Source organism: Pseudovibrio sp. SCP20, from assembly GCF_057774105.1.
The window spans coordinates 668,239-690,785 of sequence record NZ_JBYMDH010000003.1 but is presented as its reverse complement, the minus strand read 5'-3'; the positions used below and the strand labels follow the sequence as shown (position 1 = coordinate 690,785).

The following is a 22,547-nucleotide window of genomic DNA, read 5'->3' as shown; positions in this document are numbered from 1 at the left end:
CCCCTTGCGCCTTGCCGGGTTAGGTTGGTTTGAGCGCTGCTTTCCGGCGGTGTTCTTTCTGCATCATGTAGAGAGCAGAGAAGATGATGGTGGCTGCTCCAATGAGGGTGAAGGCATCTGGCAGCTCTGAGAAGAGGACAAGTCCGAGCAGGGCGGCGTAGATGAGGGAGAAGTACTCCGTGCTGCTGACAAGGCGGGCCTCACCCAGTCTGAGCGCTTTGATGCCGATCCACTGGCCTAGTGTGGCGATGAGAGCCATGGAGATGAGGAGGACGAAGCCGAAGAGGTCCGGTGTCTTCCAGAGCCAGAACATGGGCAGGCCTGCCATGAGGCCGACAAAGACGGCCTGATAGCCGAGCAATGTGGCTGTGCTTTCTGTCTGTGAGAGTTTGCGGACACAGACGACAGCGACGGCAGCGCCCAATGCCCCGGCAAGAGGGACAAGTGCATAGAGGCTGGCAAGGCCATCAAAGCCGGGTCGGATAACGATCAGCACGCCAAGGAAACCGAGGGTGATGCCGAGTATGCGGTTTTTTGTGGTGGCTTCCCCCAGAAACACGGAGGCGAGGAGAGCTACAAAGAAGACCTTGGCAAAGGCGAGCGTGGTTGCGTTGGTGAGAGGCAGCAGCGCTACGGCTCAGATGCCGGTGGAGAGCGTAACAAAAGCACCGCCTAACCGCAATGCATGGGGCAGTGGATGCTGCGTTTTGAACCCGTGGGGGAATGTTTTGAGCAGCACTGGCAAAGCAGAGGCAAACACAAAGCATTGCCTGACAAACAGGATTTGCAGCACGTGATACTCAATGACCGCGATCTTGGCGAGAGCCGACACGAGCGTGAACAGCGCAGCAGAAAGAAGGCCCCAAAGGACCCCTTTGATGTTGTTTGACATGGGAGAACCGCCAAGATATGAAATTGGTAACTTGGTACCATGTTACCAGATTCGTTTGAGACGTAAACTATCCTGTGAGCGAGGAACTGTCATGACACCATGTAAGATTGAACGGGTGCAGACCGGTGTGCGGCTGGAAAAGCGGGTGCTGAAGGTGCTGAAGGCCGTGGCTGCTCATCATGAGATGGGGCTGGGGGATCTGCTTGAGGGCATCGTGCTGCACAGCTTTGAAGGCAAGGCACCGTTTGGCCCGGATACACTGGCCTTCATCGCCGGCATGCGCGAAGCCTATGGGCTCGACCTGACAGCTGAAGACAGCCACAAGCTGATTGAAGCGGAAGACTGACGCTTCTTTGAAAGTTGGCGTGATCTGCATATCCATTGGCGCGGTCTGCTAGTGTGCTGTCGTGATCTGCTGGTTACGTTCTTTCCAACGCAAGACAGGAGAGAACAATGTCCAGCAAAGCAAAAGTCGCCCTCGTCACCGGTGCTTCTTCCGGCATGGGTAAAGAGATTGCCCGGAACCTGATGAAAGATGGTCTGGTGGTTTATGCCGCTGCACGTAGTGTTGAGAAGATGGAAGATCTGGCAGCCAGCGGTGCACATGTGCTGCAGATGGATGTGACCAAAGAAGAGGATCTGATCGCTGTTGTTGAGCAGATTAAACAAGTGCATGGCACGGTGGATGTGCTGGTCAACAATGCTGGCTTTGGCTGCTACGGATCCGTTGAAGAAACCAGCATGGAAGATGTGCGGTATCAGTTTGACGTCAACTTCTTTGGTGTGGCACGTCTGACACAGCTGGTTCTACCTCTGATGCGAGAACAGAAGTCCGGCAAGATCATCAACATCACCTCCATGGGCGGAAAGATGTATACGCCGCTGGGTGCGTGGTATCACGCCTCCAAACATGCGGTAGAGGGATGGTCTGACAGCTTACGCTTGGAAGCTGCCTTGCACGGGATTGATGTGGTTGTTGTGGAGCCTGGCATCATTCTGACTGAGTTTGGCAATGTGATGCTGAAGCCGATGATGGAGCGCTCCGGCTCTGGCCCTTATGGCAAGCTGGCGCACAACATCGAGAATGCCAGCCGGGCGGCTTATGAGAAGAAGACCGGCTCACCGGCCAGCCTGATTGCAGATGTGGTTAGCCAAGCTGTGCGTGCGGGGCGCCCAAAAACGCGCTACGCTGCTGGCCGCTATGCGAAGCTTATGATTTTCGTGCGAACATACCTAGGTGATCGCCTGTTTGACCGCATGGTGATGAGTACACTGAAGTAAGAGTGAGATGGTGCAAGACCATGACACAGGGTGCTGTGAAATTCGCGATTGATGACGGGTGGAAAGAGCTGGTCAAACAGCTTGGCATCCGTCCGCAGGACCTGCTGGTGCATGCGCAGTTACCGACAGATCTCATCAGCCGCGGAAACGCATCGCTAACGGCACCGGAGTATTTGCGCTTGTTGGAAAGCCTTGGTGTTTTGCTGGATGATCCGTTCTATCCGCTGATGCTTGGGCAATCCATCAGTGTGGAGCAGTTCAGCCCGCCGATCTTTGCAGGCTTTTGCAGCGCCAATCTGATAGAAGCGATCAAACGGATTTCGCAGTACAAGATGCTCATCGGTCCGGTACGGCTGACCGTGCAGGAAGGTCCGTTTGACGTACGTTTTGGCGTGAAAGGACCGATGCCGGGCATTGAGTTGCCCATGCAGGTAGTGCTCATGGAGCTGGTGTTCATCGTCCATTTGGCGCGTCTGGCCTTGCGGGAGCGGATTGTGCCCAAAGCCGCTTTCATCAAAGAGCTGCCGAAGGATTGTGGGCCTTATGAGGAGTTTCTGGGCTGCAAGCTGACGAAGGCGGACCATGATGGGCATGTGTTTTCCGAGGAGGTTGCTTCGCGGCCTTTTCTGAGCGCGAACAAATCCATATGGGCTGTTTTTGAGCCCGCTTTGCAAGCGCGGTTGAATGAACTGACAGAGCAGGCGGGTTATAAAGACAAGGTACGGGCGTGCCTGACGGAGTTGCTGGCCAGCGGGCATTGCTCCATTGAGGATGTGGCGCGGAAGCTGGCGGTTAGTCAACGCACGTTGCAGCGCAAGCTGGCTGCGGAAGCGACGAGTTTTCAGGAGGTGTTGAATGAGTTGCGGGAAGAGCTGGCCTGGCACTATCTGGGCAACACGGATTACTCCAGCGCTAAGATCTCGTTCCTGATTGGCTACAATGATCCCAACTCATTTGTGCGGGCGTTTCATGGATGGACAGGCCGCACACCGGAGGCGGCCCGCAGAGCCGTGCACTGAGTGATCTTGAAAGGTGCTCCCCGTTGGGGGGAGAGCACCTTTTTTGCTGCGTTACTTGTTCAGGAACGGGCGCAGTTGTTGTTCCAGCGCTTTGGCGTTGTTGAAGTGCGGGAAGTGGGCGGCTTCTTCGATTTCTACCAGCTGTGCGTTCGGGATGGCTTTTTCGTAGAGCTCTGAGACGGCGAGTGGCTGGAAGTCTTTGCTGCCGTGAATGATCAGCGTGTCAGCGGTGATGTTGCCCATGTGTGCGCTCCAGTCATGACGTCTACCAAGGCCGAAGAACTGGGCGCGGGTGTACCAGCTGCCGAAGAGGTCTGGTGAGACTGGTGGAGCGCCTTCGATCGTGTCGCCGGTTGCCTTGATGAAGAACGGCAGGAAGTCTGCATCCAGCTGTTGCAGGCTGGCTTCGTCTTCCTTGAAGATCTGGCCAAGGTCGAGGTAACGACGCTGCCATCTATCATAGGCTTTGTGGTCGCGCTCTGGCAGGCGTTCGCGGACATTCTCAAACAGGCCTTTGTTGCCAGAGGGGAAGACGAGCAGGTCTGCCGGATTGAGCAGGATCAGCTTGTCGACGTTCTCTGGAAACTCAGCGGCATAAAGTGATGCGAGCAGGGCGCCGTAGGAGTGTCCCATGAGGATGAGCTTGTCATCGCCCAGCAGTTTACGAATGCGTTCGATGTCCGCCAGTTGCTGGCTGATGCCGAGGGTGCTTTCCAGCAGCTGGATCTTTGTCCATGAACTGTCTTCTGCCGGGAAGCGATCGAAGGGGCGTGTGGAGCGGCCTACGCCGCGCTGGTCGTAGTAGTTGACACGGTATTCATCTGAGAGCAGGTCAAAGCCCGGAGCGCTCTCCATTGTTGGAATGCCGGGGCCACCGTGCACGAAGAGGATGTTGCGGCCTTCACCAGTTGAGAAGTGCTTGAGCTTTACACCCGGTGAGACTTCCCAGAAATCATCAAAAATGCCGACAGGGGTCAGGTCTGTACGCTGGGCAACGGTGCCGAGTTTGAACATCGGCTGTTGCATCATCCACCAGACAAAGGCGCCACCACCGGCGAACAGCAAGCCAACCAGAATAACGATAAAGAGAAGCATCTTTTTGCCGCTTACCCTCATAAAACCACTCCTTCATTGCAGCAGAGCCCAATGAATCATATGTGCACCTATCCGGTCTATAGCGGAGACAACGTGCACGGTGAAAAATGTCGTTTCAGGACTGTACTCAACTGAATTTCTTCATGCTTCGCATTTCTTGCGGAATTTCGCTCATGAATGCGTTTTGTAGCTTTTGTTCTGAAAATGGACTTTGTCTGACATATTCATGCGTCAATCGCGTTTGGAATGACCTAGAATTACATTTTCTTGCGCTTGCCTACGAAAAATCTCGTATTTCACTTGCGATCTCTGGTTGAAGCGTGTCTTCTAATACGCGTGAATATTTCTTGTTCACTTCATTACACCAGTCGAGCGTCCTTTTTCATTTTCCGGTGACCGCTCAGGCTTTTCATAGTGTTTGGGGCAGACGATTTTATGGCACTTATGCGCCGTAAGGTGTCCTGTCTCTCGTATATTTTCCCGGGGGGGCTATGACGCTTCTATCTTCCATTACAAAATTGGCGACAGCTGCAGCTATTGTTGGCGGCGCGGCGCTGTTTTCTGGTCAGGCTTTGGCGCAGGATCTCAAGTTCTTCACCATCGGCACAGGTGGTACGGCTTATACCTACTATCCGGTTGGCGGTATGATCGCCAATGCGATCTCCAATCCTCCGGGTTCCCGCGCTTGTGATGCAGGTGGCTCTTGCGGTGTGCCAGGTCTGATCGCTTCTGCTGTTTCTTCCCGTGGTTCCGTAGATAACGTGAATGCGATCAACTCCGGCCTGCGTAACTCCGGTTTTGCGCAGTCTGATGTTGCTTACTGGGCGTTTTCCGGTACCGGCACCATGGAAGGCAAGGAGCCTATGAAGGATCTGCGTTCCATCGCGGCGCTGTTCCCTGAGCACATTCACCTTGTTGCAAAAGCTGACAGCGGCATCAACTCTGTTGCTGATCTGAAGGGCAAGCGCGTGTCTCTGGATGAGCCTGGTTCAGGAACGTACACCGATGCGAACCTGATCCTTGCTGCTTATGGACTGTCCACTTCCGATATCACTGCTGAAGCGCTGAAGGGGTCTGCGGCTGCGGAAGCTCTGCGTAACGGCAAGGTGGATGCGTTCTTCGTGGTGGCTGGTTTCCCAACCGGTGCTGTGGTTGAGCTGGCGTCTGCGGAAGACATCAAGATCGTTCCAATCACCGGCCCTGAAGCAGAAGGTCTGGTTGAGAAGTATGGCTTCTTTGCAAGCTCTGACATTCCGGCAGGTGCATACCAAGGTGTTGATGCCACAACCACTTTGACCGTTGGTGCGCAGTGGATCACCAGTGCGAAGGAAGATGATGAGCTGATCTACAACATCACCAAGGCTCTTTGGAACGACAAGACTCGCAAGCTGCTGGATGTTGGCCATGCGAAGGGCAAAACCATCACCATGGAAACTGCAATGGACGGCCTTGGCGTGCCGCTGCATCCGGGTGCTGAGCGTTTCTACAAAGAAGCTGGTTTGCTGAAGTAAGCCGAGACCTTCTTTGAGAATTTTGTGGTGCCCGGTAGACCTCTGCCGGGCGCTGCTGTTTTCAATCTAAAAGAAACGCAGGGCTGATGTCTCACAATACGACAGATCAAACCCTTGAGGATCTGGAACGCAAGTACGATCCAGACCTTACCTTCAGAGCGGCCGGGCCGGTGCTGGCTGTTGTAATAACAGCGGCACTCGTTGCCATGTCGCTCTACCATTATTACGCCTCCGGCTTCGGGCTTATTCGGGAGCTTGTCCATCGCGGCATTCACCTCTCGTTTGTGCTGGGGCTGGTTTTTGTCCTTTTCAGCTTCATCAAGAGCACGAGCAGCCAACCGGCGCCGTCTGCCTGGTGGCGTCCGAGTGGTGTGCATCTGTGGGATGTTGTGCTGGCGGTTCTGGCTGTTGTTGCCGCGATGTATTTGCCGTTGTTGCCAGCTGAGGCGGTTGCCTCCCGCGTTGGGGCGCCTGCTCCGATTGATGTGTTTATGGGCACCGTATTGCTGGTGCTGGTGCTGGAAGCTGCGCGCCGGTCTGTTGGGCCAACGCTGCCACTGATAGCGCTGATCTTTATCGGTTATGCGGTGTTTGGCATGTTTGCGCCGGGGGCGTTGAAACATCCGGGTGCGAGTTGGACCGGGCTGATCAATCACCTTTACATGACGAACCAGGGCATCTACGGCATCGCCATTGGGGTGGTGGCCAAGTATGTGTTTCTGTTTGTTTTGTTTGGGGTTTTGGCGACGCGCATTGGCCTTGGGCAGCTGTTTATCGATCTGGCCTCGGTGATTGCGGGACGTTATGCAGGCGGGCCAGCCAAGGTTGCGATCTTCTCCTCTGCCATGCTGGGCACGATCTCCGGCAGCTCCATTGCGAACACGGTGACCACGGGCTCGCTGACCATTCCGGCCATGAAGAAAGTTGGGTATCCGCCGCACTTTGCCGGGGCTGTTGAGGCGACGGCATCAACGGGCGGACAGATTACGCCGCCGATCATGGGGGCGGCTGCCTTCATTATGGTGGAGTTTCTGGAGATCCCGTATCGTGAGGTTTTGCTGGCAGCGATGTTCCCGGCACTGCTGCACTATTTCGGTATCTTCGTGATGGTGCACTTGGAAGCCAAGCGACTAGGGCTGCGCGGCCTTTCTGCAGATGAACTGCCGAAAGCGCTGGTGGTGATGAAGCAGCATTGGCTCTCGGTCATTCCGCTCGGCATTCTGGTTTATCTGATTGTCTCCGGTAAAACGCCGGACTTTGCTGCGGTTTGGGGCATTACGGCCTGCGTGGTTGTTGGCTTCCTGAACCCGCATAACCGGATGGGCCTCAAGGATCTGATTGAGTCTCTGGCAACGGGTGCCAAGTACTCGCTGGCCGTAGGGGCTGCGGCTGCGGCGGTGGGTATTATCGTTGGTGTGGTGACGCTGACAGGTACCGGCTTCCGGCTGTCGTTTGTGGTGACGCAGGCGGCGTCTGATCTGGGTGGCTTTATCGCGTCTGGTATGCTTGCAGAATACGTAACGCAGAATGCTTTGACGCTGTTCTTCACCCTGCTGTTTACGGCCATTGCCTGCATCATCATGGGGGCGGGCATTCCCACAACGGCGACCTACATCATTCTGGTTTCTATTGCAGCGCCGGCTCTTGGTCTGCTGGGCGTTCAGCCGCTCGTGGCGCACTTCTTCGTGTTCTATTACGGTGTGCTGGCGGATGTGACGCCACCTGTAGCATTGGCGGCGTATGCAGGGGCTGGCATTGCGGGGGCGAACCCGTTCAAGACTGGTAACACCGCGTTCCGGCTTGGCATTGCGAAGGCCCTGGTGCCGTTTGTGTTTGTCTACTCACCAGCCTTGCTGTTGGTGACGCCTGAGTTCACCTGGTACGACTTCCTGATCACCCTTTCCGGTGCCATGGTTGGTATTGGTCTGCTGGGTGTTGCGTTCTCCGGCTACATGCTGGCCGGGCTGAACAAGCTGGAGCGATACTGGACAGCCTTTGCAGCCATGTTCTTCGTGGCTCCGGGAATACAGACCATGGCGATTGGCGGAGTGCTGATGCTGCCGGTTATCGTGCGGCAGATGCTCGCCCGCAAGAACCAACAGCTGGTGATGCAAGACGCTTAGTGCTGGTGACTGATTGGTGAGAATAGCCCTGCCGGATGAGTGGGTTCGGCGGGGCGGTTGTGAGGGAATGGTTTGAGTGACTGAGAGTGACACGAAGAGTTTGCTTGGGAGGACCCTTCCGCAGTTGGCGTTGCGGGCGACGAGTGGAGAGAGGGTGGATGTTTCGGCGTTGCCCGGCATTACTGTTGTCTATGCTTATCCGAGAACAAGTCCCCCTGATGAGGGACCAATTGAAGGATGGGATCTGATACCGGGCGCGCGTGGATGTACGCCTCAGTCCTGTGCGTTTCGTGATCACTTCAGTGAACTGGAGGATGCTGGCGCGCAGGCGGTGTTTGGACTTTCCACGCAATCAACCGCGTTTCAGAGAGAAGCGGCTGAGCGTTTGCATCTGCCGTTTGCTCTTCTTTCAGATGAAGATCTGACCCTGACCAAGGCATTGGAGCTGCCGACCTTTGAAGCCGGAGGCATGGTTCTGCTTAAACGGCTGACCATGATCCTTAAAGATGGGGTGGTTGAGCACATCATGTATCCGGTGAGCGATCCGGCCAAGAATGCTGAAGATGTGATTGCTTATTTGCAGTCTCAATGAGAGTAAAAGTTGCTCTCTGGATAACTATGTTTGCTAGTTACTTAGTTTAGACACCCATGATTGGACTGCGAGATTAATAGTGAAAGCTGAAGTAAAATGTTTTTGCATGGTGGGTCAGGAGTGGTCTGCTTACTGGCCAGAAGATGTAACTGATTTTCACTTCGCAGCCGATGCCACCATTGGAATCAAAGGCGGTAAAGGTGGTGACATATTTAGTTTTGAGGTGTGTACACCGAAGTGGTTTGCTCGTGAGCGAGGGACAGCAGCCAGCTTTATGCGGCACATTATTTTCGTGAATGAGTACGATGAAACCCAAATTCAAAAGCTGGTTGTTGATCTAGTTGAGAATACAATTGGCCAGGACTGGGAGGAAATTGCGCGAGTACTTTCGCGTTACATGTTTTGGGAATTTGAAGACTATGAAAATCTCAAATAGAAATTGAGGTCCATTTTTCAAGTCTGGATTGCTTTACTTTTAGCAGTGCCCCCGCCGGATGCACCAATCCGGCGGGGTGTTTTGTTTATGCGGCTTCGGTTGCCTCCTCCGGGTAGGCCTCTTTGATGCGGTTGGCGTAGGCGACAAGGTTGGGGAACTGCTCGACGGTTTTTCTCCAGCCTGAGAATGGCAAATTGGAGAGTGCACAGAGGATCTGGGCGCCAACGGCGGCATCAGCAAAGCAGGGGCGATCGCCGAGCAGGTATGGCTTGTCGCCTAACTGAGTGGAGATGGCCTGCAGATCTGCGCGGCCCAGTGCGAGACGCTCTTCCCATGTGTGCTGGCCGTATCCGTGGTTGTTGACTTTGGTGATGACGCTTTTGCGAGACTCGTTTGCAAGGGTGCTGCGCATTTCCGGTGGCAGGATGCCGAAGAACTGATCTTCGATGACCGCAAAGTTTTCATCTGGCAGCCAGCGGGTGCAGACGGTTACGAAATAAAGAGAATGCTCAGCCATGCGCATGAAAGCGTGGGCGACAGCCAGCTCTGCCTCAGAGTAACTACCTGAGAAATCAGCGTTATAGTTGATCACCAAATGCCGTCTGATGAACTCGGAATCGGCGATTAGTTCCTCCTGATCCTTCATCACGGGCAGCTTGCCTTTGGGGGCGGTTTGCAGTGCTGCTGGGCCTTCCAGAACGTTATAGGTCAGGCCTGCCATGGCGAGCAGGATGTCTACTTTCAGGCAAAATGGGCTTGCACTGACACCGTCGAGTTTGGCGCTGAATTTGTGATGTGTGAGCATTTGCTTTCTCCGCTTGTGTTTGCTGGGAGATTGGTAGCAAGGTGCTCCTGACAGCATGGTGTCAGGAGTGTTTGGCTTCTGACAAATTTCTGGAGGATTTCATGCGTAGAGCAGATCGGTTGCTGCAGATTGTGCAGTTGCTGCGGCGGCATCGGGGGCCGGTGACTGGAGATGTGATGGCAGAGGAACTGGAGGTTTCTGTGCGCACGCTTTATCGCGATATTGTCAGCCTGCAATCAACCGGAGTGCCGATCCGCGGGGAGGCAGGCGTTGGCTATGTGCTGGATGAAGGCTACGATCTGCCGCCGCTGATGTTCAACAGTGATGAGCTGGAAGCGGTGATGATGGGTCTGCGCCATGTGCAGGTGCGCGGGGACGAGCAGCTTATCCGCACGGCCAGTGATGTGATTGCCAAGATCGCGGCGGTGCTTTCTCCCGAAGCGCGGGATGAGTTTATTGAAGCGCCGCTGTATGCGCCGGACTTTGGGGTGGAGCCTATTCCCACAGCGCGTATTGAGTTGAAGGATGTGCGGCAGGCTATTCGCGGGCAGCACAAGCTGAGGCTTACCTATGAAGATGCGCAGGGTGAGATGAGTGAGCGACTCATTTGGCCGCTGAGCCTGACCTTCTTTGCGCAGTCTCGGATGATCGTGGCGTGGTGTGAACTGCGCAAGGACTTCCGGGCTTTTCGGACGGACCGTGTCACCCACATGGAGGTGCTGGAAGACCGCTACCGCGAAAATCGCGTCACCCTACGTGATCGTTGGTGGAAGCTGGAACTGGCACGACGGGAGAAAGAAGCGGCAGAGAAGGCTGCGAAAGACGGCTTGCCTGTTGCAACGAGTTAGAGCGATCCCTATCAATACTGTATGTTTATTTTCATTCTTACGTTGCTCATTGTATCCATATGTGCTGCTGCTATTTCAGAGAGTGTTTTTCTTCGCTTCAAGGCTGACGATTACTTTGAAAATAAGAAAACCGCTCATGTTTTCCATTTCTTATTGGCGGCAATAGCTGGATTTGCAGCCATGTATTATGCGCTTTGGGATTACCAACTGGCTGCATCGCATGACTCGCGCGCTTTCCAGTATGTTGGATACTTCATCAGTCTACCGGCTGGCATTTTGACGTATGTCGTTTGCAACCTGTTCTACGAGTTCTTCCGGTATGTGAGAGGAGCGTGAGTACGTGCTGAGATATGCACCTCAAGGTTGTGCTTGGCCGTTTTTTAAGTGAGAATGATTGCGTTTTGGAAATGCTTTTTTGAACGCGTGTGAGACTCGCTTTGCATTATATGATCTGGAACAGTCTTTTTTTGCTCGTTATCACCTTCGCTTTCACGGGGTTTGCTGAGCTGCTTATTATCGGGCGTAATGCTGAGGGATACTTCCGGTTTAATAAACTGGCGCGCGTGCTGTTGTTTGCTGGTGCGATGGCCGTATCGTTTGCGACGACGCTTTGGGTGCTACTCGGTTATGGCTTCGCTGATCCAGTTATGTATAGGGCGAATGGATACATGGCATTTGCTGCAGTTGTTTCCAGCTCGTTTCTCTCGTATCTGGCGTTCTATCTGATCTATAAGTTTGTCGAAGATATCTTCAACTAAACGGTGACTTATCAGAGGTATTCAGAACTCATTGCTTCCTTGATTTTTCTGAGTATCGCCAGCTGCTCGTTGTGGGGTGGATGGGCTCTATCCTGAAAGGTGAGGTCCTCATTGAGGATGTAGCGGCGGGAGGTGATGTCGGTTTTTTCATACATCGGGACCAGATGAGCGTGGGCGTGGGGGATGTCTCCGCCGGTGAAGAGGAACGCTACTCTTTCTACTCCCGTGATTTGCTTGAGTGCTTTGGCTAGGCGTTGGCCAAGTTCCATGATGTTGGTCGCAAGTTCGAGCGGCAGATCATCAAAGTAGTCGTAATGCTCCAATGGGATGATCTGAATATGACCGGGACGGATTGGGCCATTGTCGAGAAAGGCCATGATCTTGTCATCGCGATAGACCTCATAAACGCGATAATGCTTCTGAGCTATTTTGCAAAACGAGCAATCCGTTTGTTCGGTCATCTTTACTCCGCCACCACTGCAGTACCATGTGAGACCGTATCTCCCGGAAACTGGATCACGGTGTCGTTCTGGGTCAGGCCAGAGCGGACTTCGGCCATATCCTGGTTGAAGGCGCCGATTGTGAGGAGTTGGAGGTGGGCTTTGCCGTCGATGACTTTGAAGGTGGCCCAGTCATTGCCTTCCCGGAAGAGGGCGGTCATGGGAATGCGCAGGACGTTTTGGCCGTGCCAGGTTTCGATGGCGGCGCGCAGGTGGAAGCCGTGGCCGAGTTCCAGGGCTGGGGTGTCCAGATCCAGAATGGCGTTGACGCGCTGCTCTTCGATGCCAAGGGCTGAGACCTTGGTGAAGCCAGCAGGATCAATGCGGCGGACGGTTGCCTTCAAGGTGTTGCCGCCCCAGTCGACCAGCGTTGCTTTTGCCCCTTCTGCGATTTTCACGGCTTCGGTAGAGAGCAGGTCTACGACCACCTCGATATCTGCGGGATCGCCCAGTTCCATCAGCAGGGCGCCGGACTGGATGGTTTGCTCGCTTTCGACAGCCAGATTGAGGACCACGCCATTGATCGGGGAGATCATGCGCACGGCCAGTTCCTCTGAGCGTTCAGGATCCTGAGCGATGTGCGGCTCAATCAGACGGGCTTTGGCGCTTTGCAGGTCGCTGCTACGTTGAGCGATCTGAGCTTCTGCGCTTTGCACTTTGGCGGCTTTCAGAGTGACGTCAATTTCCACGCGCTCCAGCTGCGCATCAGAGATGGTTTTAGAGCGGTTGAGGCGCTGGGCGCGGATGAGCTCTGACTTAGCCAGTTTGTGCTCTGCCTTGGCGGAGGCGAGCTGGGCTTCTGCCAGAGTGATGGCGGCTTTGGCGGTTTCAACACCTGCCAGTGCTTCTGCCTTGGTACGGGCGTTCATGAACGGAGTGGTGAGCGGGTTGATAGTGGCGACTGTGGTTTCGCCACGGGATAACTTATCGCCAACCTCCAGCAGGGAACGATCTACTCTTCCGGCGATTGGGGCGGAGATTTTGTAGATCTCCTTCACGCGGGTTTTGCCGTCTTCTTCCACGGTGACCACCAGATCTCCGCGAGTGACCTTGGCGGTTTCAACGGAGATTGGCTTTTCCTGCAAGGCCCAGCCGAAGAGGAGGAGAACGACCAGAGCGATAGCGATGTAAGCGCCTCGTTTGACGTATTTACCGTTCATTCCTATTCCCTCGTTTTTAAGGTTTTGATGAGATCAAGTTTGCCCACACGGCGGCGCACGATCAGCGCACAGGCCAGTGCGGCTGTGAGAATGACAAAGCTGGCGATGGCATAGGTGCTTGGTAGCACCACAAGCGGCACGCGGAAGAGATCGCTGGCGAAGCCCTGTATCATGCCCGCGGCCATGCCATAGCCGATGAGCCAGCCCATGGGCTGTGCCAGCAGGACGATCATCGCCATTTCCACCAGAATGACATGGAAGACTTCCTGCTTGGAGAAGCCAATGACGCGGAGACTAGCCAGTTCGCGACCCCGCTCTGACAGCTGGATGCGGGCGGCGTTGTAGACCACGCCAAAGGCCACGATGACGGCGATGGTGATGTAGGCCACCAGCATTGAGGTAAAGCTCTGGTCCATGAGCTCGCGGAACTTTTCGCGAGAGAGCATCTGCATGGCGATGCCGCCGAGGCCCGGTGTTTCCTTCACGGCGTCGTAAAGATCATCCAGCCGTGTGCGGTCGATGTTGATCGCCAAGTCAGAGATGCGTGGGCCAGTGGGCACAAGGGCGTTCAGCGCGTCGATGTGCATGGAGGCGGAGATGCCCATGTAGCTGGTGACGGTACCAGACACGCGAACCTGCCGCTCAACGGAGTTGTGCTTGGTGAGCTCTACGGTGACCATCTCACCCGGCTTTACGCCCAGCTGGTTGGCGAGATGTGTTGGCAGCATGAGGCCCGTGCGGGGCATCTGGATAGCGCGTTCATCGAGGTCCAGAATGCGGGAAAGGTTGGCGTTGGTTGGGCGGCCTGTGATGGCGACGCGCTTCTCTTTGGGACCAAAGCGCAGGATGACGGGTTCTTGTCTGTAGGCTTCTGCAGTGAGCACGCCGGGCAGGCGCAGGATGTCATCGAGTACGCTGGGGGCTTTGTCGTCGGCGAGTGTCAGGCGAGCATCTGCGGTTTCTGCTTTGTTGAAGGCCACGTTGATCATGTGGTCCATGGAGTTTGTCAGGAACAATGCAGAGACGAGCAGGGCCAATGAGAAGGAGACGCCCAGGCTGGTGAGCAGGCTGCGTACCGGATTGTGCATGAGATGGCGCAGACCCATGGTGCTGAGCTGAGACAGGATGCGTACACGTCTGGATTTGAGCGAGAGGAAGCTGCGGAACCGTGGTGGAGCCGGTGGGCGCATAGCCACAGCAGGTGGCAGGCGGGCGGCCTTCATGATGGAAGAGAACGCACCGCCCAGAGCTGCGGCCAGTGAGATGGCGGCTGCGATAAGGTACAGATCCGGGCTTTCATCGAAGACGAGGAAGGGGAACGAGAAGTACTGCGCATACATCTGCGTCATCAGGCGGCCCATGTAGTTGCCTGCAATGGAGCCGATGCCAACGCCGAGGAAAGCGACGATGGAAACCAGTTTGGCGTAGTGACCGGCAACGGACCATGAAGAGTAGCCGCAGGCTTTCAGCAGGCCGATCTGCTCGCGTTCCAGAGCGATCAGGCGAGATAGGATCATGTTGACCAGAAAAGCGGAGACCAGCAGGAATATGGGCGGGAGCACCTTCGCCATGGCAGAGAGCTGGGTGAGTTCTGCATCCAGAAACGCGTGGGATTGCTGTTCCTTGCGTTTGTATGCGCCCGTACCGCCGTAGGGTTTCAGCAAGCGGTCGAGTTTTTCCAGCACGCAGGGTGTACAGGCTCCTCTGAGCTGTCTCAGGGAAATGTCGTTGGCCGCGTTCTTCATGTCAAACAGGCCTTCCATGGCGGATTGGGCCATGAAGAAGACGGCGAAGCGGCGATCATCGGGGACCAGATCACCGGGGCCGAGGGCGTAGATGAACTCAGGCGAGAGGATGATGCCGGTAATTTCGAGGTTGAGCTTCTTGCCGTTCAGGGTGGCGCTGAATGTGTCCCCGGGGTTGAGACCGTGTGCTTTGGCAAAGCGCGAGTCGAGGGCGACTTCGTTGGTGCGGGAGCCTTCTGGCAGACGGCCTGCTCTCAGGTAGAGGCGGTTGACGGCTGGCTTTCTGCCGGAGGGCAGGGAAAGGGCGATACCAGCAGCAGGTTCCGCCATCTGCGGGATGTCGAGGATAGCGGAGCGGACGATGCGCATTTCGACGGCTGCTACACCATCAATGGCGGCGATGCGGTCTTTCAGGTGGTCAGGTGCGCGGACGGCCTGCGCAAAGATGTGGCCGAAGCGGTATTGATCGTAATAGGTTTTCTGCGTTTCGCTGAGAGAACGGTAGGCTCCTTGGGCGAGGATCAGCGTCATCACTCCGCAGGCCATGACCAAAGCAATCGCGAGGACTTGCGCCCAAAGGCGTTTCAAGTCGCGAAGTACTTTCCGGTCAAGGACGGGCAGAGCTACCATGCAACCTCCGACGGCTGCTTGGGTGTTTCGTTTTCGTGCGTGCTCTCAATGGCGCCGTCTTTGAAAACGTAGACACGGTTTGCCATTTGCTGGATTGCGGTGTTGTGCGTGATGATGGCTGTTGTGGTGCCCAGCTCTTTGTTGATGCGCTGCAAGGCTTCCAGCACCAATGTGCCGGTTTTGGTGTCGAGGGCACCCGTGGGCTCATCACAGAGCAGGACTTCCGGTCGCTTGGCGATGGCGCGGGCGATGGCGACGCGCTGCTGTTCTCCGCCGGACATTTCTGCCGGGAAGTGAGAGGAACGCTTGCCGAGGCCGACCAGTTCCAGCGCCTCCTGCGGGTCCATGGGGTTCTTGGCGATCTCTGTTGTCAGCGCCACGTTTTCCCATGCGTTGAGGCTGGGAATGAGGTTGTAGAACTGGAAGACGAAGCCGACGTAGTCGCGTCGATAGCGGGTCAGCTCGCTCTCGCTGAAATCGGTGAGGTTCTTGCCCATGAAGGAGACTGTGCCTGAAGTGGCATTGTCCAGCCCGCCGAGAATGTTCAGGAAGGTGGATTTGCCGGAGCCGGATGGTCCGAGCAGCACAACCATTTCGCCTTCAAAAAGTGTCATGGAGACACCGCGAAGTGCGTGCACCTCAACCTCGTTGGTGACATAGGTTTTGGTGGTGTTTTCAGCGATGAATACTGGCGTTGGCATAGGGGCCCCAACCTGAATGTGCAGCTACATTACACTATAGCCTCAAACTCAAGTTGTATGGCAATGATCCCACTCAAGGAATTGAGTAAATTCCCTAGGTCAGCCGTTCGTGCGTGGCGGAGCGCCTACAGATTTGCGGAAAATCAGTTCAGGGTGCCAGAGGCATTGCAACTCTTTGATGTCTGTGCCTTTGAGGTAGTTCATCGCCATGATTGCGATCTCGCGGCCTGCATCGCGCAGCGGTGAGCGAGTGACCGTCAGTGGCGGGTCCATATCCGCTGCTTGTGCAAGAGGCACGTTATCATCGTGCGCAACAATGGAGACTTCTGAGCCGATCTTGATGCCAAGTTCATTGCAGGCTCTATAGGCGCCTTTTGCCATGACCACGCTTGAGCAGAGCAGGGCGGTTGGGCGATCTTCCAGCTGCAGGATCTCCATGGCGAAGGTGTAGCCGTTCTCCTCAGACATGGCGCCAGCGCGCACGTAATCCGGGTTCGGCGTAACGCCTCGTTCCTTCAGTGCATCCTGCCAGCCGTTGAAGCGGTCAATGGCGTAGACGCGGTTAGGATGACCGTTGAGGATTGCGATCTTATCGTGGCCCATCTCCAGCAGCATTTTTGCTGGCTCATGGAAGACGCCATAGTTATCGATGTCGATATACGAGTAGCTGTCGCAAGTGGCGGTGCGGCCATGCACGATGAAGGGCATGTTGAGGTCTTGCAGAAGACGGATCCGCTCTTCGCTGAGGTCCACGTTGGACAGGATCACCAGATCAACGGTGCCTTTTTCTGCAAAGCGGCGGTAGACGTCGACTTCCTCACTCTGGGAGGAGGAGATCATGATGTCGTAGTCCAGCTCAGATGCCTTTTCTGAAAGACCTGTCAGAAACTCGATGAAGTGTGGATCGAGGAACATGTTCATGTCAGTTGGGAAGGCGATGCCGATGACGCTGGAGCGGCCTGTTGCCAGGCGGCGTGCGTTGACATTGGGACGATAGCCATAGGTCTTCGCGGCTTCAGCGACCCGGTTTCGGGTGGCGAGCGACACATCAGAATACCCGTTGAGGGCTCTGCTAACTGTGGTTTGTGAAAGACCGAGATGATTGGCTAACGTCTTAAGATTCATAATTATTCAATGGCTCAAACTTGCTATGCGCCGCGTTTATAGCCCCTTTTTCTCCCGCATGCTTGTGAGAAATGTAGACCATAAACTTCAGGAAAATCCAGTGAGACCTTTGTCTTTTCCAAAGCGCTTTGGGTCCGGTACCGGAGTCAGTGGAAAACTGATATTTTTCAGAGATGCAGTAAAATACCACATATGGGGTGCTCTAAACTTAGGAGAATTCAGCTATTTTGCAGGTGTTGCATCGCAAAATTGGGCCTTTGGCGGGCATGGTCATAAATGTTCCTACGGATTTTTACTATTGACTTAGACCGGTGAGTAAACTTTGCTGGTCTCAAAGCGCTTTGGGAATCTTTCAATAGATTGCCAGTGTTTGGGGAGCCCTTCGCTCTGGAGGGTTAATTACTGGCCGGACAACGATTGGGAATTCGTTGAATGAGGGCCAAGGACGAAACAGGGAGGCGTCCCATTATGGGTATCCGTCGTACATTATTAGGTTCTGCTGTTGCACTTGCTGGTATGGCTGGCGTTGCGGGTTATGCAATGGCTGCTGAAGTTACTGTTGTTTGCGGCAGTGTTGGGCAGGGCGCTAAGCTTTGTAAGGGCGCAGCAACTGAGTGGGCCAAAGAAACCGGCAACACCGTCAAGTTCTTCGCTGCACCTGCATCTTCTACCGAGCAGCTGGCCCTTTACCAGCAGATCCTGAGCTCTGGTTCTTCTGATATCGACGTCTTCCAGATTGATGTTATCTGGCCTGGTATTCTTGGAAGTCACCTGATCGATCTGAAGCCATACTCCAATGGCGCAGAAGACATGCACTTTCAGCCAATCGTTGCGAACAACACCTATAAAGGCAAGCTGGTTGCTATGCCTTGGTACACCGACGCCGGCCTGCTGTTCTACCGCAAAGACCTGCTTGAAAAGCACGGTGAAAAAGCTCCTGAAACCTGGGGTGATCTGACCGCGACTGCGAAGAAAATTCAGGATGCTGAACGCGCAGCTGGCAACGACAAAATGTGGGGCTTCGTTTATCAGGCGAAGGCTTACGAAGGTCTGACCTGTGACGCTCTTGAGTGGGTTGACAGCTTCGGCGGTGGTGATGTTGTAAATGCAGACGGCGACATCACCATCAACAACGAAAAAGCTGCGAAAGCTCTTAAACTGGCAGCTAGCTGGACCGGTTCAATCGCACCTGCTGGTGTTCTTTCCTATCAGGAAGAAGATGCACGCGGCGTGTTCCAGTCCGGTAATGCGGTGTTCATGCGCAACTGGCCTTATGCATGGTCTCTTGGTCAGGCTGACGATTCCCCGATCAAAGACAAAATCGGTGTGATGGCTCTGCCTAAAGGTGGGGAAGACGGAAAGCAGACCGGTACTCTTGGTGGATGGCAGCTTGCTGTTTCCAAGTACTCCAAAGCGCCTGAAGCAGCTGCAAGCCTTGTTATGCACCTGACCAGCAAGAAGAGCCAGAAGCAGCGCGCTATCGAAGGTTCTTACAACCCAACCATTGCTGATCTGTACACTGATGCAGACGTGCTGGCAGCAAGCCCATTCATGGGTCAGCTGAAAGACACCTTCACCAACGCCGTGGCACGTCCATCCCGTGCAACGGGCTCTAACTACAACAAAGTTTCCAACGCATTTTACAATGCAGTGCATGATGTGCTTTCCGGTAAAACCGAAGCAGAAGCATCCCTTGCGAAACTTGAAAAGAACCTGAAACGCATCAAGCGTAAAGGCTGGTAAGTCTCCTCCCTAGACTTGCGATCTGTGTTGCGGCCTCCCGATGGCCGCAACACTGAACCGAGCTCCGGGGTGGTTCCTTGGAGTTTCCCTAAAATAAAGAAACCAAGGATCAGAGGATGACCCTTGCTCTGCAGCAGGATGGTACTGCCACACGTAAGGCAAAACGCTCTAATCTGAGTTCTGCCAGATTGCGCGCCGCGTGGCTTTTTCTCGCCCCCATGATGATCGCATTGGCCGCTGTTGCAGGCTGGCCGTTGCTCCGCACCATCTGGTTGGGTTTTACCGACGCAAACCTCATTGATCTCAGTGAATCCCAGTTTATCGGCTTTGAGAATTACCTCGCCTTTTATGATGGGGAAGCCTACGGCGTTCTCGTCGATGCCGAATGGTGGAATGCGGTTTGGAATACACTCTGGTTCTCTGTCATTTCTGTTGGTCTTGAAACCCTGTTCGGGCTCATCATTGCGTTGATCCTGAATGCGGAGTTCAAGGGACGTGGCCTTGTGCGTGCCGCTGTTCTGATCCCATGGGCGATCCCAACAATTGTTTCCGCCAAGATGTGGGGCTGGATGCTTCACGACCAGTTTGGCGTGATCAACGAAATTCTCCTCGGCGTTGGCATTCTGTCTGAGCCTGTTGCCTGGACCGCTGATCCTTCCACCGCGATGTGGGCTGTGATCATGGTGGATGTGTGGAAGACCACACCATTCATGGCACTGCTGACCCTTGCTGCACTGCAGATGTTGCCCGGCGATATCTATGAAGCAGCCCGCGTGGATGGCATCAATCCGATCCGCGTGTTCTTCAAAGTGACGTTGCCGCTGATCCGTCCGGCGATCATTGTTGCGGTGATTTTCCGCAGTCTTGATGCGTTGCGCGTGTTTGATTTGATTTACGTGCTGACATCCAACTCCACTTCGACAATGTCCATGTCAGTCTATGCAAGGCAGCAGCTGGTGGACTTCCAGGAGGTTGGCTACGGCTCTGCCGCTGCAACGCTGCTGTTCATTGTGATTGCCTTGTTGACGACCATTACTGTGGTGGCAGGCGGATTGAAATCCGGTGAAGGAGATCAGGCATGAACCGTCAAATCAAAACTTTTGTGTTCTATGCGCTGGTTGTCGGAGTTGTTCTCTTCTCTGTCTTTCCGTTCTACTACGCGATTATAACCAGTTTCAGAAGCGGGCAGGAGCTGTTCAATCCGTCTGTGTTCCCGACCAGCTTCAGCATTGGCAATTACTTCTCGATCTTTAAAGAGCAGCCGTTTGGTCTGAACATTCTGAACTCGGTGATCGTGGCGACGTCCGTTGTGATCCTGTCGCTGATCATTGCGGTGACTGCTTCTTATGCGCTGGCTCGCATCCACTTCCGTGGTCGTGGCCTGCTGCTGATGACTATTCTGTCTGTCTCCATGTTCCCGCAGGTGGCGATCCTGTCCGGCATGTATGAGCTGATCCGTTCTATGGGGCTCTATAACTCTCTGCCGGGTCTGATTATTCCGAACACCGTGCTGACGCTGCCGTTTACCGTGTGGGTGCTGACCACCTTCATGAAGGAGCTGCCGAAGGAACTGGAAGAAGCTGCTGTTGTTGACGGTGCTTCTCCGCTGACCATTGTGCGCCGGATCTTCCTGCCGCTGATGTGGCCCGCCATGGTGACCACCGGTCTGCTTGCTTTCATCGGTGCGTGGAACGAGTTCCTGTTCGCGCTCACCTTTACTCTATCCAACGAAGTTCGCACCGTACCTGTGGCGATTGCCCTGATGTCCGGCGCAACTGAATACGAGCTGCCATGGGGCAATATCATGGCTGCTTCTGTGCTAGTGACCGTCCCGATCGTGGTCCTGGTGCTGGTGTTTCAACGAAAAATCGTCGCTGGTCTTACTGCTGGTGCGGTTAAAGGATAACTGGAATGAACCTCTCTACCCCAATAAACGAAAATACAAGCCATCGAGTTCTGGCGAACGATCCGGATTGGTGGCGGGGCGCAGTCATTTATCAAATCTATCCGCGGTCTTTCGCTGATAGCAACGGTGATGGCATTGGTGACCTTCCAGGAATTACCGAGAAGCTGGATTACATCTCTGATCTTGGTGCTGATGCGATCTGGATTTCGCCTTTCATGAAGTCGCCGATGGATGACTTTGGCTATGACGTTTCTGATTATGAAGACGTTGATCCAATGTTCGGCTCTCTGGACGACTTTAAAGAGCTGATTGCCAAAGCGCATGGCAAGGGCATTCGTGTGCTGATCGATCTGGTGATCTCGCACACCTCTGATCAGCATGAATGGTTTGTTGAAAGCCGCAGCAATAAAACCAACAGCAAGTCTGACTGGTATGTGTGGGCTGATCCGAAGGCTGATGGGTCTCCGCCAAACAACTGGCTGTCCATCTTTGGTGGTTCTGCATGGCAGTGGGATAGCCGTCGTTGTCAGTATTACCTGCACAACTTCCTGCGCTCTCAGCCGGATCTGAACTTCCATTGCGAAGAAGTGCAGCAGGCTGTTCTGGATGCAGCGCGCTTCTGGCTGAAGCTGGGTGTTGATGGGTTCCGTCTTGATACCGTGAACTTCTACGTTCACGACAAGCAACTGCGTGATAACCCACCTTATCCGGATCCAGATAGCCTTGCGGATGTGACCGGCGTGAATCCTTATGCGTTCCAGGATCACAAGTTCGACAAGTCTCAGCCTGAGAACCTGAAGTTCCTTGAGCGTTTGCGTGAGGTGATGAACGAGTTCCCGAACACCACTACAGTTGGTGAGATCGGTGCGGGGCATGAAGCCAGCGAGATCATGAAGCAGTACACCTCGGGTGATGGTCGTCTGCACATGGCTTACAGCTTCGATCTGCTTTCCAATACGCCAACCGCGAAGTACGTGCGTGAGCGCGTGACCAACCTGCAGAACATCGTGACTGAGGGCTGGCCAAGCTGGGCGATGTCCAACCATGATGTGAAGCGCATGGGCTCTCGTTTGCCAGAGGATGTTGATCCTCAGGTGGCAACACCGGCTCTGTTGGCTCTGAGTGCGTCTTTGCGTGGTAGCCCTTGCATCTATCAGGGTGAGGAGCTCGGCTTCAAAGAGGCTGATGTTGCTTTTGAAGATCTGCAGGATCCGTATGGCATTGAGTTCTGGCCTGAGTATAAGGGTCGTGATGGTTGCCGTACGCCGATTGCCTGGTCCAAGGATGGTGGTTTCACCTCTGGCAAGCCTTGGCTGCCAATGGCGCAGGATCATCTGGATCACAGTGCCGAAGCTCAGGTGGGCGATGAGGTTTCTCCAATGCGTCGGACTGCAAAGTATCTGCATTGGCGCAAGGACCAGAAGGTTCTGCAGAAGGGCTCTCTGGACTTTGTTGATCTGGGTGAAGATGTGCTGGCGTTTGAGCGTGAGCATGAAGGTGAGAAAGTTCTCTGCGTCTTCAACCTGACAAATGATGATATGCGTGTTGCTCTGGGAGCTTACAGCTCTGCTGTGTTGCTGGAGGGGCATGGATTTAGTGCGGAAATGGACGGCGAGGCACTCAACCTGCCTGCATGGCAAGTGGCTTACTTGCAAATCTCAAAGAACTAAGCTGAGG

General features: G+C 54.6%; 23 protein-coding genes. 14 read left to right on the top strand and 9 right to left on the bottom strand.

Annotated features, from left to right (window positions below):
- Positions 1–19 precede the first annotated feature (19 nt).
- Together AC3CB2_RS15715 and AC3CB2_RS15710 are read right to left on the bottom strand one after the other, a co-directional pair.
- The gene (locus AC3CB2_RS15715; RefSeq protein ID WP_352934091.1) at positions 20–559 is read right to left on the bottom strand and encodes a DMT family transporter; all 540 of its coding nucleotides are present in this window, start codon (positions 557–559) and stop codon (positions 20–22) included.
- Between the two features lie 78 nt (positions 560–637).
- On the bottom strand, positions 638–892 hold the full coding sequence (locus tag AC3CB2_RS15710) for a hypothetical protein (protein WP_352934088.1): 255 nt from the start codon (positions 890–892) through the stop codon (positions 638–640).
- A gap of 91 nt (positions 893–983) precedes the next feature.
- Here AC3CB2_RS15710 and AC3CB2_RS15705 point away from each other — a divergent pair, with 91 nt between their 5' ends.
- From AC3CB2_RS15705 to AC3CB2_RS15695, 3 genes are all read left to right on the top strand, one after another.
- Complete coding sequence (locus AC3CB2_RS15705; RefSeq protein WP_352934085.1) at positions 984–1,238, top strand: hypothetical protein; 255 nt, start codon at positions 984–986, stop codon at positions 1,236–1,238.
- Positions 1,239–1,345: 107 nt separating this feature from the next.
- Positions 1,346–2,173 (top strand): oxidoreductase, encoded by an 828-nt coding sequence (locus AC3CB2_RS15700; protein WP_352934082.1) that lies wholly within the window; start codon positions 1,346–1,348, stop codon positions 2,171–2,173.
- A gap of 20 nt (positions 2,174–2,193) precedes the next feature.
- The gene (locus tag AC3CB2_RS15695; RefSeq protein ID WP_352934080.1) at positions 2,194–3,192 is read left to right on the top strand and encodes an AraC family transcriptional regulator; all 999 of its coding nucleotides are present in this window, start codon (positions 2,194–2,196) and stop codon (positions 3,190–3,192) included.
- A gap of 51 nt (positions 3,193–3,243) precedes the next feature.
- Here AC3CB2_RS15695 and AC3CB2_RS15690 read toward each other — a convergent pair whose 3' ends face one another.
- Entirely contained in the window at positions 3,244–4,308 is a 1,065-nt protein-coding gene (locus AC3CB2_RS15690) for an alpha/beta fold hydrolase (RefSeq protein WP_352934078.1), read from the bottom strand.
- Between the two features lie 470 nt (positions 4,309–4,778).
- Between AC3CB2_RS15690 and AC3CB2_RS15685 the strand changes: the two genes are divergently transcribed.
- From AC3CB2_RS15685 to AC3CB2_RS15670, 4 genes are all read left to right on the top strand, one after another.
- A complete protein-coding gene (locus AC3CB2_RS15685; protein WP_352934076.1) occupies positions 4,779–5,798 on the top strand; it encodes a TAXI family TRAP transporter solute-binding subunit in 1,020 nt (339 codons plus the stop codon).
- An 86-nt stretch (positions 5,799–5,884) separates the two neighbouring features.
- Positions 5,885–7,921, top strand: a complete 2,037-nt coding sequence (locus tag AC3CB2_RS15680) for a TRAP transporter permease (RefSeq protein ID WP_352934074.1) — start codon at positions 5,885–5,887, stop codon at positions 7,919–7,921.
- A gap of 76 nt (positions 7,922–7,997) precedes the next feature.
- Positions 7,998–8,513, top strand: a complete 516-nt coding sequence (locus AC3CB2_RS15675) for a peroxiredoxin (RefSeq protein ID WP_352934072.1) — start codon at positions 7,998–8,000, stop codon at positions 8,511–8,513.
- Positions 8,514–8,592: 79 nt separating this feature from the next.
- Positions 8,593–8,949, top strand: coding sequence for an Imm8 family immunity protein (locus tag AC3CB2_RS15670; RefSeq protein ID WP_352934070.1), 357 nt, complete (start codon positions 8,593–8,595; stop codon positions 8,947–8,949).
- Between the two features lie 85 nt (positions 8,950–9,034).
- Here the strand turns inward: AC3CB2_RS15670 and AC3CB2_RS15665 are convergent, their stop codons facing one another.
- Positions 9,035–9,754: a glutathione S-transferase family protein gene (locus AC3CB2_RS15665; protein ID WP_352934067.1), complete on the bottom strand. Its 720-nt coding sequence runs from the start codon at positions 9,752–9,754 to the stop codon at positions 9,035–9,037.
- A 101-nt stretch (positions 9,755–9,855) separates the two neighbouring features.
- On the opposite strand from AC3CB2_RS15665, the gene AC3CB2_RS15660 reads away from it, so the two are divergent.
- The 3 genes from AC3CB2_RS15660 to AC3CB2_RS15650 all read left to right on the top strand — a co-directional run bounded on the left by AC3CB2_RS15660 (position 9,856) and on the right by AC3CB2_RS15650 (position 11,360).
- Complete coding sequence (locus AC3CB2_RS15660; RefSeq protein ID WP_352934065.1) at positions 9,856–10,602, top strand: helix-turn-helix transcriptional regulator; 747 nt, start codon at positions 9,856–9,858, stop codon at positions 10,600–10,602.
- A 21-nt stretch (positions 10,603–10,623) separates the two neighbouring features.
- Positions 10,624–10,938: a hypothetical protein gene (locus tag AC3CB2_RS15655; protein WP_352934064.1), complete on the top strand. Its 315-nt coding sequence runs from the start codon at positions 10,624–10,626 to the stop codon at positions 10,936–10,938.
- Positions 10,939–11,069: 131 nt separating this feature from the next.
- Complete coding sequence (locus AC3CB2_RS15650) at positions 11,070–11,360, top strand: hypothetical protein (protein ID WP_352934062.1); 291 nt, start codon at positions 11,070–11,072, stop codon at positions 11,358–11,360.
- Between the two features lie 11 nt (positions 11,361–11,371).
- On the opposite strand, the gene AC3CB2_RS15645 is transcribed toward AC3CB2_RS15650, so the two are convergent.
- From AC3CB2_RS15645 to AC3CB2_RS15625, 5 genes are all read right to left on the bottom strand, one after another.
- Positions 11,372–11,821, bottom strand: coding sequence for an HIT family protein (locus AC3CB2_RS15645; RefSeq protein WP_352934060.1), 450 nt, complete (start codon positions 11,819–11,821; stop codon positions 11,372–11,374).
- Positions 11,822–11,823: 2 nt separating this feature from the next.
- The gene (locus AC3CB2_RS15640) at positions 11,824–13,020 is read right to left on the bottom strand and encodes an efflux RND transporter periplasmic adaptor subunit (protein ID WP_352934058.1); all 1,197 of its coding nucleotides are present in this window, start codon (positions 13,018–13,020) and stop codon (positions 11,824–11,826) included.
- Positions 13,021–13,022: 2 nt separating this feature from the next.
- Positions 13,023–15,395, bottom strand: a complete 2,373-nt coding sequence (locus AC3CB2_RS15635) for an ABC transporter permease (RefSeq protein WP_352934055.1) — start codon at positions 15,393–15,395, stop codon at positions 13,023–13,025.
- Positions 15,389–16,096, bottom strand: coding sequence for an ABC transporter ATP-binding protein (locus AC3CB2_RS15630; protein WP_008552870.1), 708 nt, complete (start codon positions 16,094–16,096; stop codon positions 15,389–15,391). Before AC3CB2_RS15630 ends, AC3CB2_RS15635 begins: the two co-directional genes overlap by 7 nt.
- 99 nt (positions 16,097–16,195) lie before the next feature.
- Positions 16,196–17,221, bottom strand: a complete 1,026-nt coding sequence (locus AC3CB2_RS15625; RefSeq protein WP_352934052.1) for a substrate-binding domain-containing protein — start codon at positions 17,219–17,221, stop codon at positions 16,196–16,198.
- A gap of 468 nt (positions 17,222–17,689) precedes the next feature.
- Between AC3CB2_RS15625 and AC3CB2_RS15620 the strand changes: the two genes are divergently transcribed.
- The 4 genes from AC3CB2_RS15620 to AC3CB2_RS15605 all read left to right on the top strand — a co-directional run bounded on the left by AC3CB2_RS15620 (position 17,690) and on the right by AC3CB2_RS15605 (position 22,540).
- On the top strand, positions 17,690–18,964 hold the full coding sequence (locus AC3CB2_RS15620) for an ABC transporter substrate-binding protein (protein WP_008552837.1): 1,275 nt from the start codon (positions 17,690–17,692) through the stop codon (positions 18,962–18,964).
- A 116-nt stretch (positions 18,965–19,080) separates the two neighbouring features.
- Positions 19,081–20,046 (top strand): carbohydrate ABC transporter permease, encoded by a 966-nt coding sequence (locus tag AC3CB2_RS15615; RefSeq protein ID WP_008552909.1) that lies wholly within the window; start codon positions 19,081–19,083, stop codon positions 20,044–20,046.
- Entirely contained in the window at positions 20,043–20,870 is an 828-nt protein-coding gene (locus tag AC3CB2_RS15610) for a carbohydrate ABC transporter permease (protein WP_008552832.1), read from the top strand. The genes AC3CB2_RS15615 and AC3CB2_RS15610 overlap by 4 nt, the downstream gene beginning before the upstream one ends.
- A 5-nt stretch (positions 20,871–20,875) precedes the next feature.
- Positions 20,876–22,540 (top strand): alpha-glucosidase family protein, encoded by a 1,665-nt coding sequence (locus tag AC3CB2_RS15605; protein ID WP_352934049.1) that lies wholly within the window; start codon positions 20,876–20,878, stop codon positions 22,538–22,540.
- The last annotated feature ends 7 nt before the right edge of the window (positions 22,541–22,547 follow it).

What these genes read in the sequence shown, in the direction of transcription:
- AC3CB2_RS15710 (WP_352934088.1), bottom strand. Translation starts at nt 892, where the DNA reads ATGTCAAACAACATCAAAGGGGTCCTTTGGGGCCTTCTTTCTGCTGCG.
- AC3CB2_RS15705 (WP_352934085.1), top strand. Translation starts at nt 984, where the DNA reads ATGACACCATGTAAGATTGAACGGGTGCAGACCGGTGTGCGGCTGGAA.
- AC3CB2_RS15700 (WP_352934082.1), top strand. Translation starts at nt 1,346, where the DNA reads ATGTCCAGCAAAGCAAAAGTCGCCCTCGTCACCGGTGCTTCTTCCGGC.
- AC3CB2_RS15695 (WP_352934080.1), top strand. Translation starts at nt 2,194, where the DNA reads ATGACACAGGGTGCTGTGAAATTCGCGATTGATGACGGGTGGAAAGAG.
- AC3CB2_RS15690 (WP_352934078.1), bottom strand. Translation starts at nt 4,308, where the DNA reads ATGAGGGTAAGCGGCAAAAAGATGCTTCTCTTTATCGTTATTCTGGTT.
- AC3CB2_RS15685 (WP_352934076.1), top strand. Translation starts at nt 4,779, where the DNA reads ATGACGCTTCTATCTTCCATTACAAAATTGGCGACAGCTGCAGCTATT.
- AC3CB2_RS15680 (WP_352934074.1), top strand. Translation starts at nt 5,885, where the DNA reads ATGTCTCACAATACGACAGATCAAACCCTTGAGGATCTGGAACGCAAG.
- AC3CB2_RS15665 (WP_352934067.1), bottom strand. Translation starts at nt 9,754, where the DNA reads ATGCTCACACATCACAAATTCAGCGCCAAACTCGACGGTGTCAGTGCA.
- AC3CB2_RS15660 (WP_352934065.1), top strand. Translation starts at nt 9,856, where the DNA reads ATGCGTAGAGCAGATCGGTTGCTGCAGATTGTGCAGTTGCTGCGGCGG.
- AC3CB2_RS15655 (WP_352934064.1), top strand. Translation starts at nt 10,624, where the DNA reads ATGTTTATTTTCATTCTTACGTTGCTCATTGTATCCATATGTGCTGCT.
- AC3CB2_RS15645 (WP_352934060.1), bottom strand. Translation starts at nt 11,821, where the DNA reads ATGACCGAACAAACGGATTGCTCGTTTTGCAAAATAGCTCAGAAGCAT.
- AC3CB2_RS15640 (WP_352934058.1), bottom strand. Translation starts at nt 13,020, where the DNA reads ATGAACGGTAAATACGTCAAACGAGGCGCTTACATCGCTATCGCTCTG.
- AC3CB2_RS15635 (WP_352934055.1), bottom strand. Translation starts at nt 15,395, where the DNA reads ATGGTAGCTCTGCCCGTCCTTGACCGGAAAGTACTTCGCGACTTGAAA.
- AC3CB2_RS15630 (WP_008552870.1), bottom strand. Translation starts at nt 16,096, where the DNA reads ATGCCAACGCCAGTATTCATCGCTGAAAACACCACCAAAACCTATGTC.
- AC3CB2_RS15625 (WP_352934052.1), bottom strand. Translation starts at nt 17,221, where the DNA reads ATGAATCTTAAGACGTTAGCCAATCATCTCGGTCTTTCACAAACCACA.
- AC3CB2_RS15620 (WP_008552837.1), top strand. Translation starts at nt 17,690, where the DNA reads ATGGGTATCCGTCGTACATTATTAGGTTCTGCTGTTGCACTTGCTGGT.
- AC3CB2_RS15615 (WP_008552909.1), top strand. Translation starts at nt 19,081, where the DNA reads ATGACCCTTGCTCTGCAGCAGGATGGTACTGCCACACGTAAGGCAAAA.
- AC3CB2_RS15610 (WP_008552832.1), top strand. Translation starts at nt 20,043, where the DNA reads ATGAACCGTCAAATCAAAACTTTTGTGTTCTATGCGCTGGTTGTCGGA.
- AC3CB2_RS15605 (WP_352934049.1), top strand. Translation starts at nt 20,876, where the DNA reads ATGAACCTCTCTACCCCAATAAACGAAAATACAAGCCATCGAGTTCTG.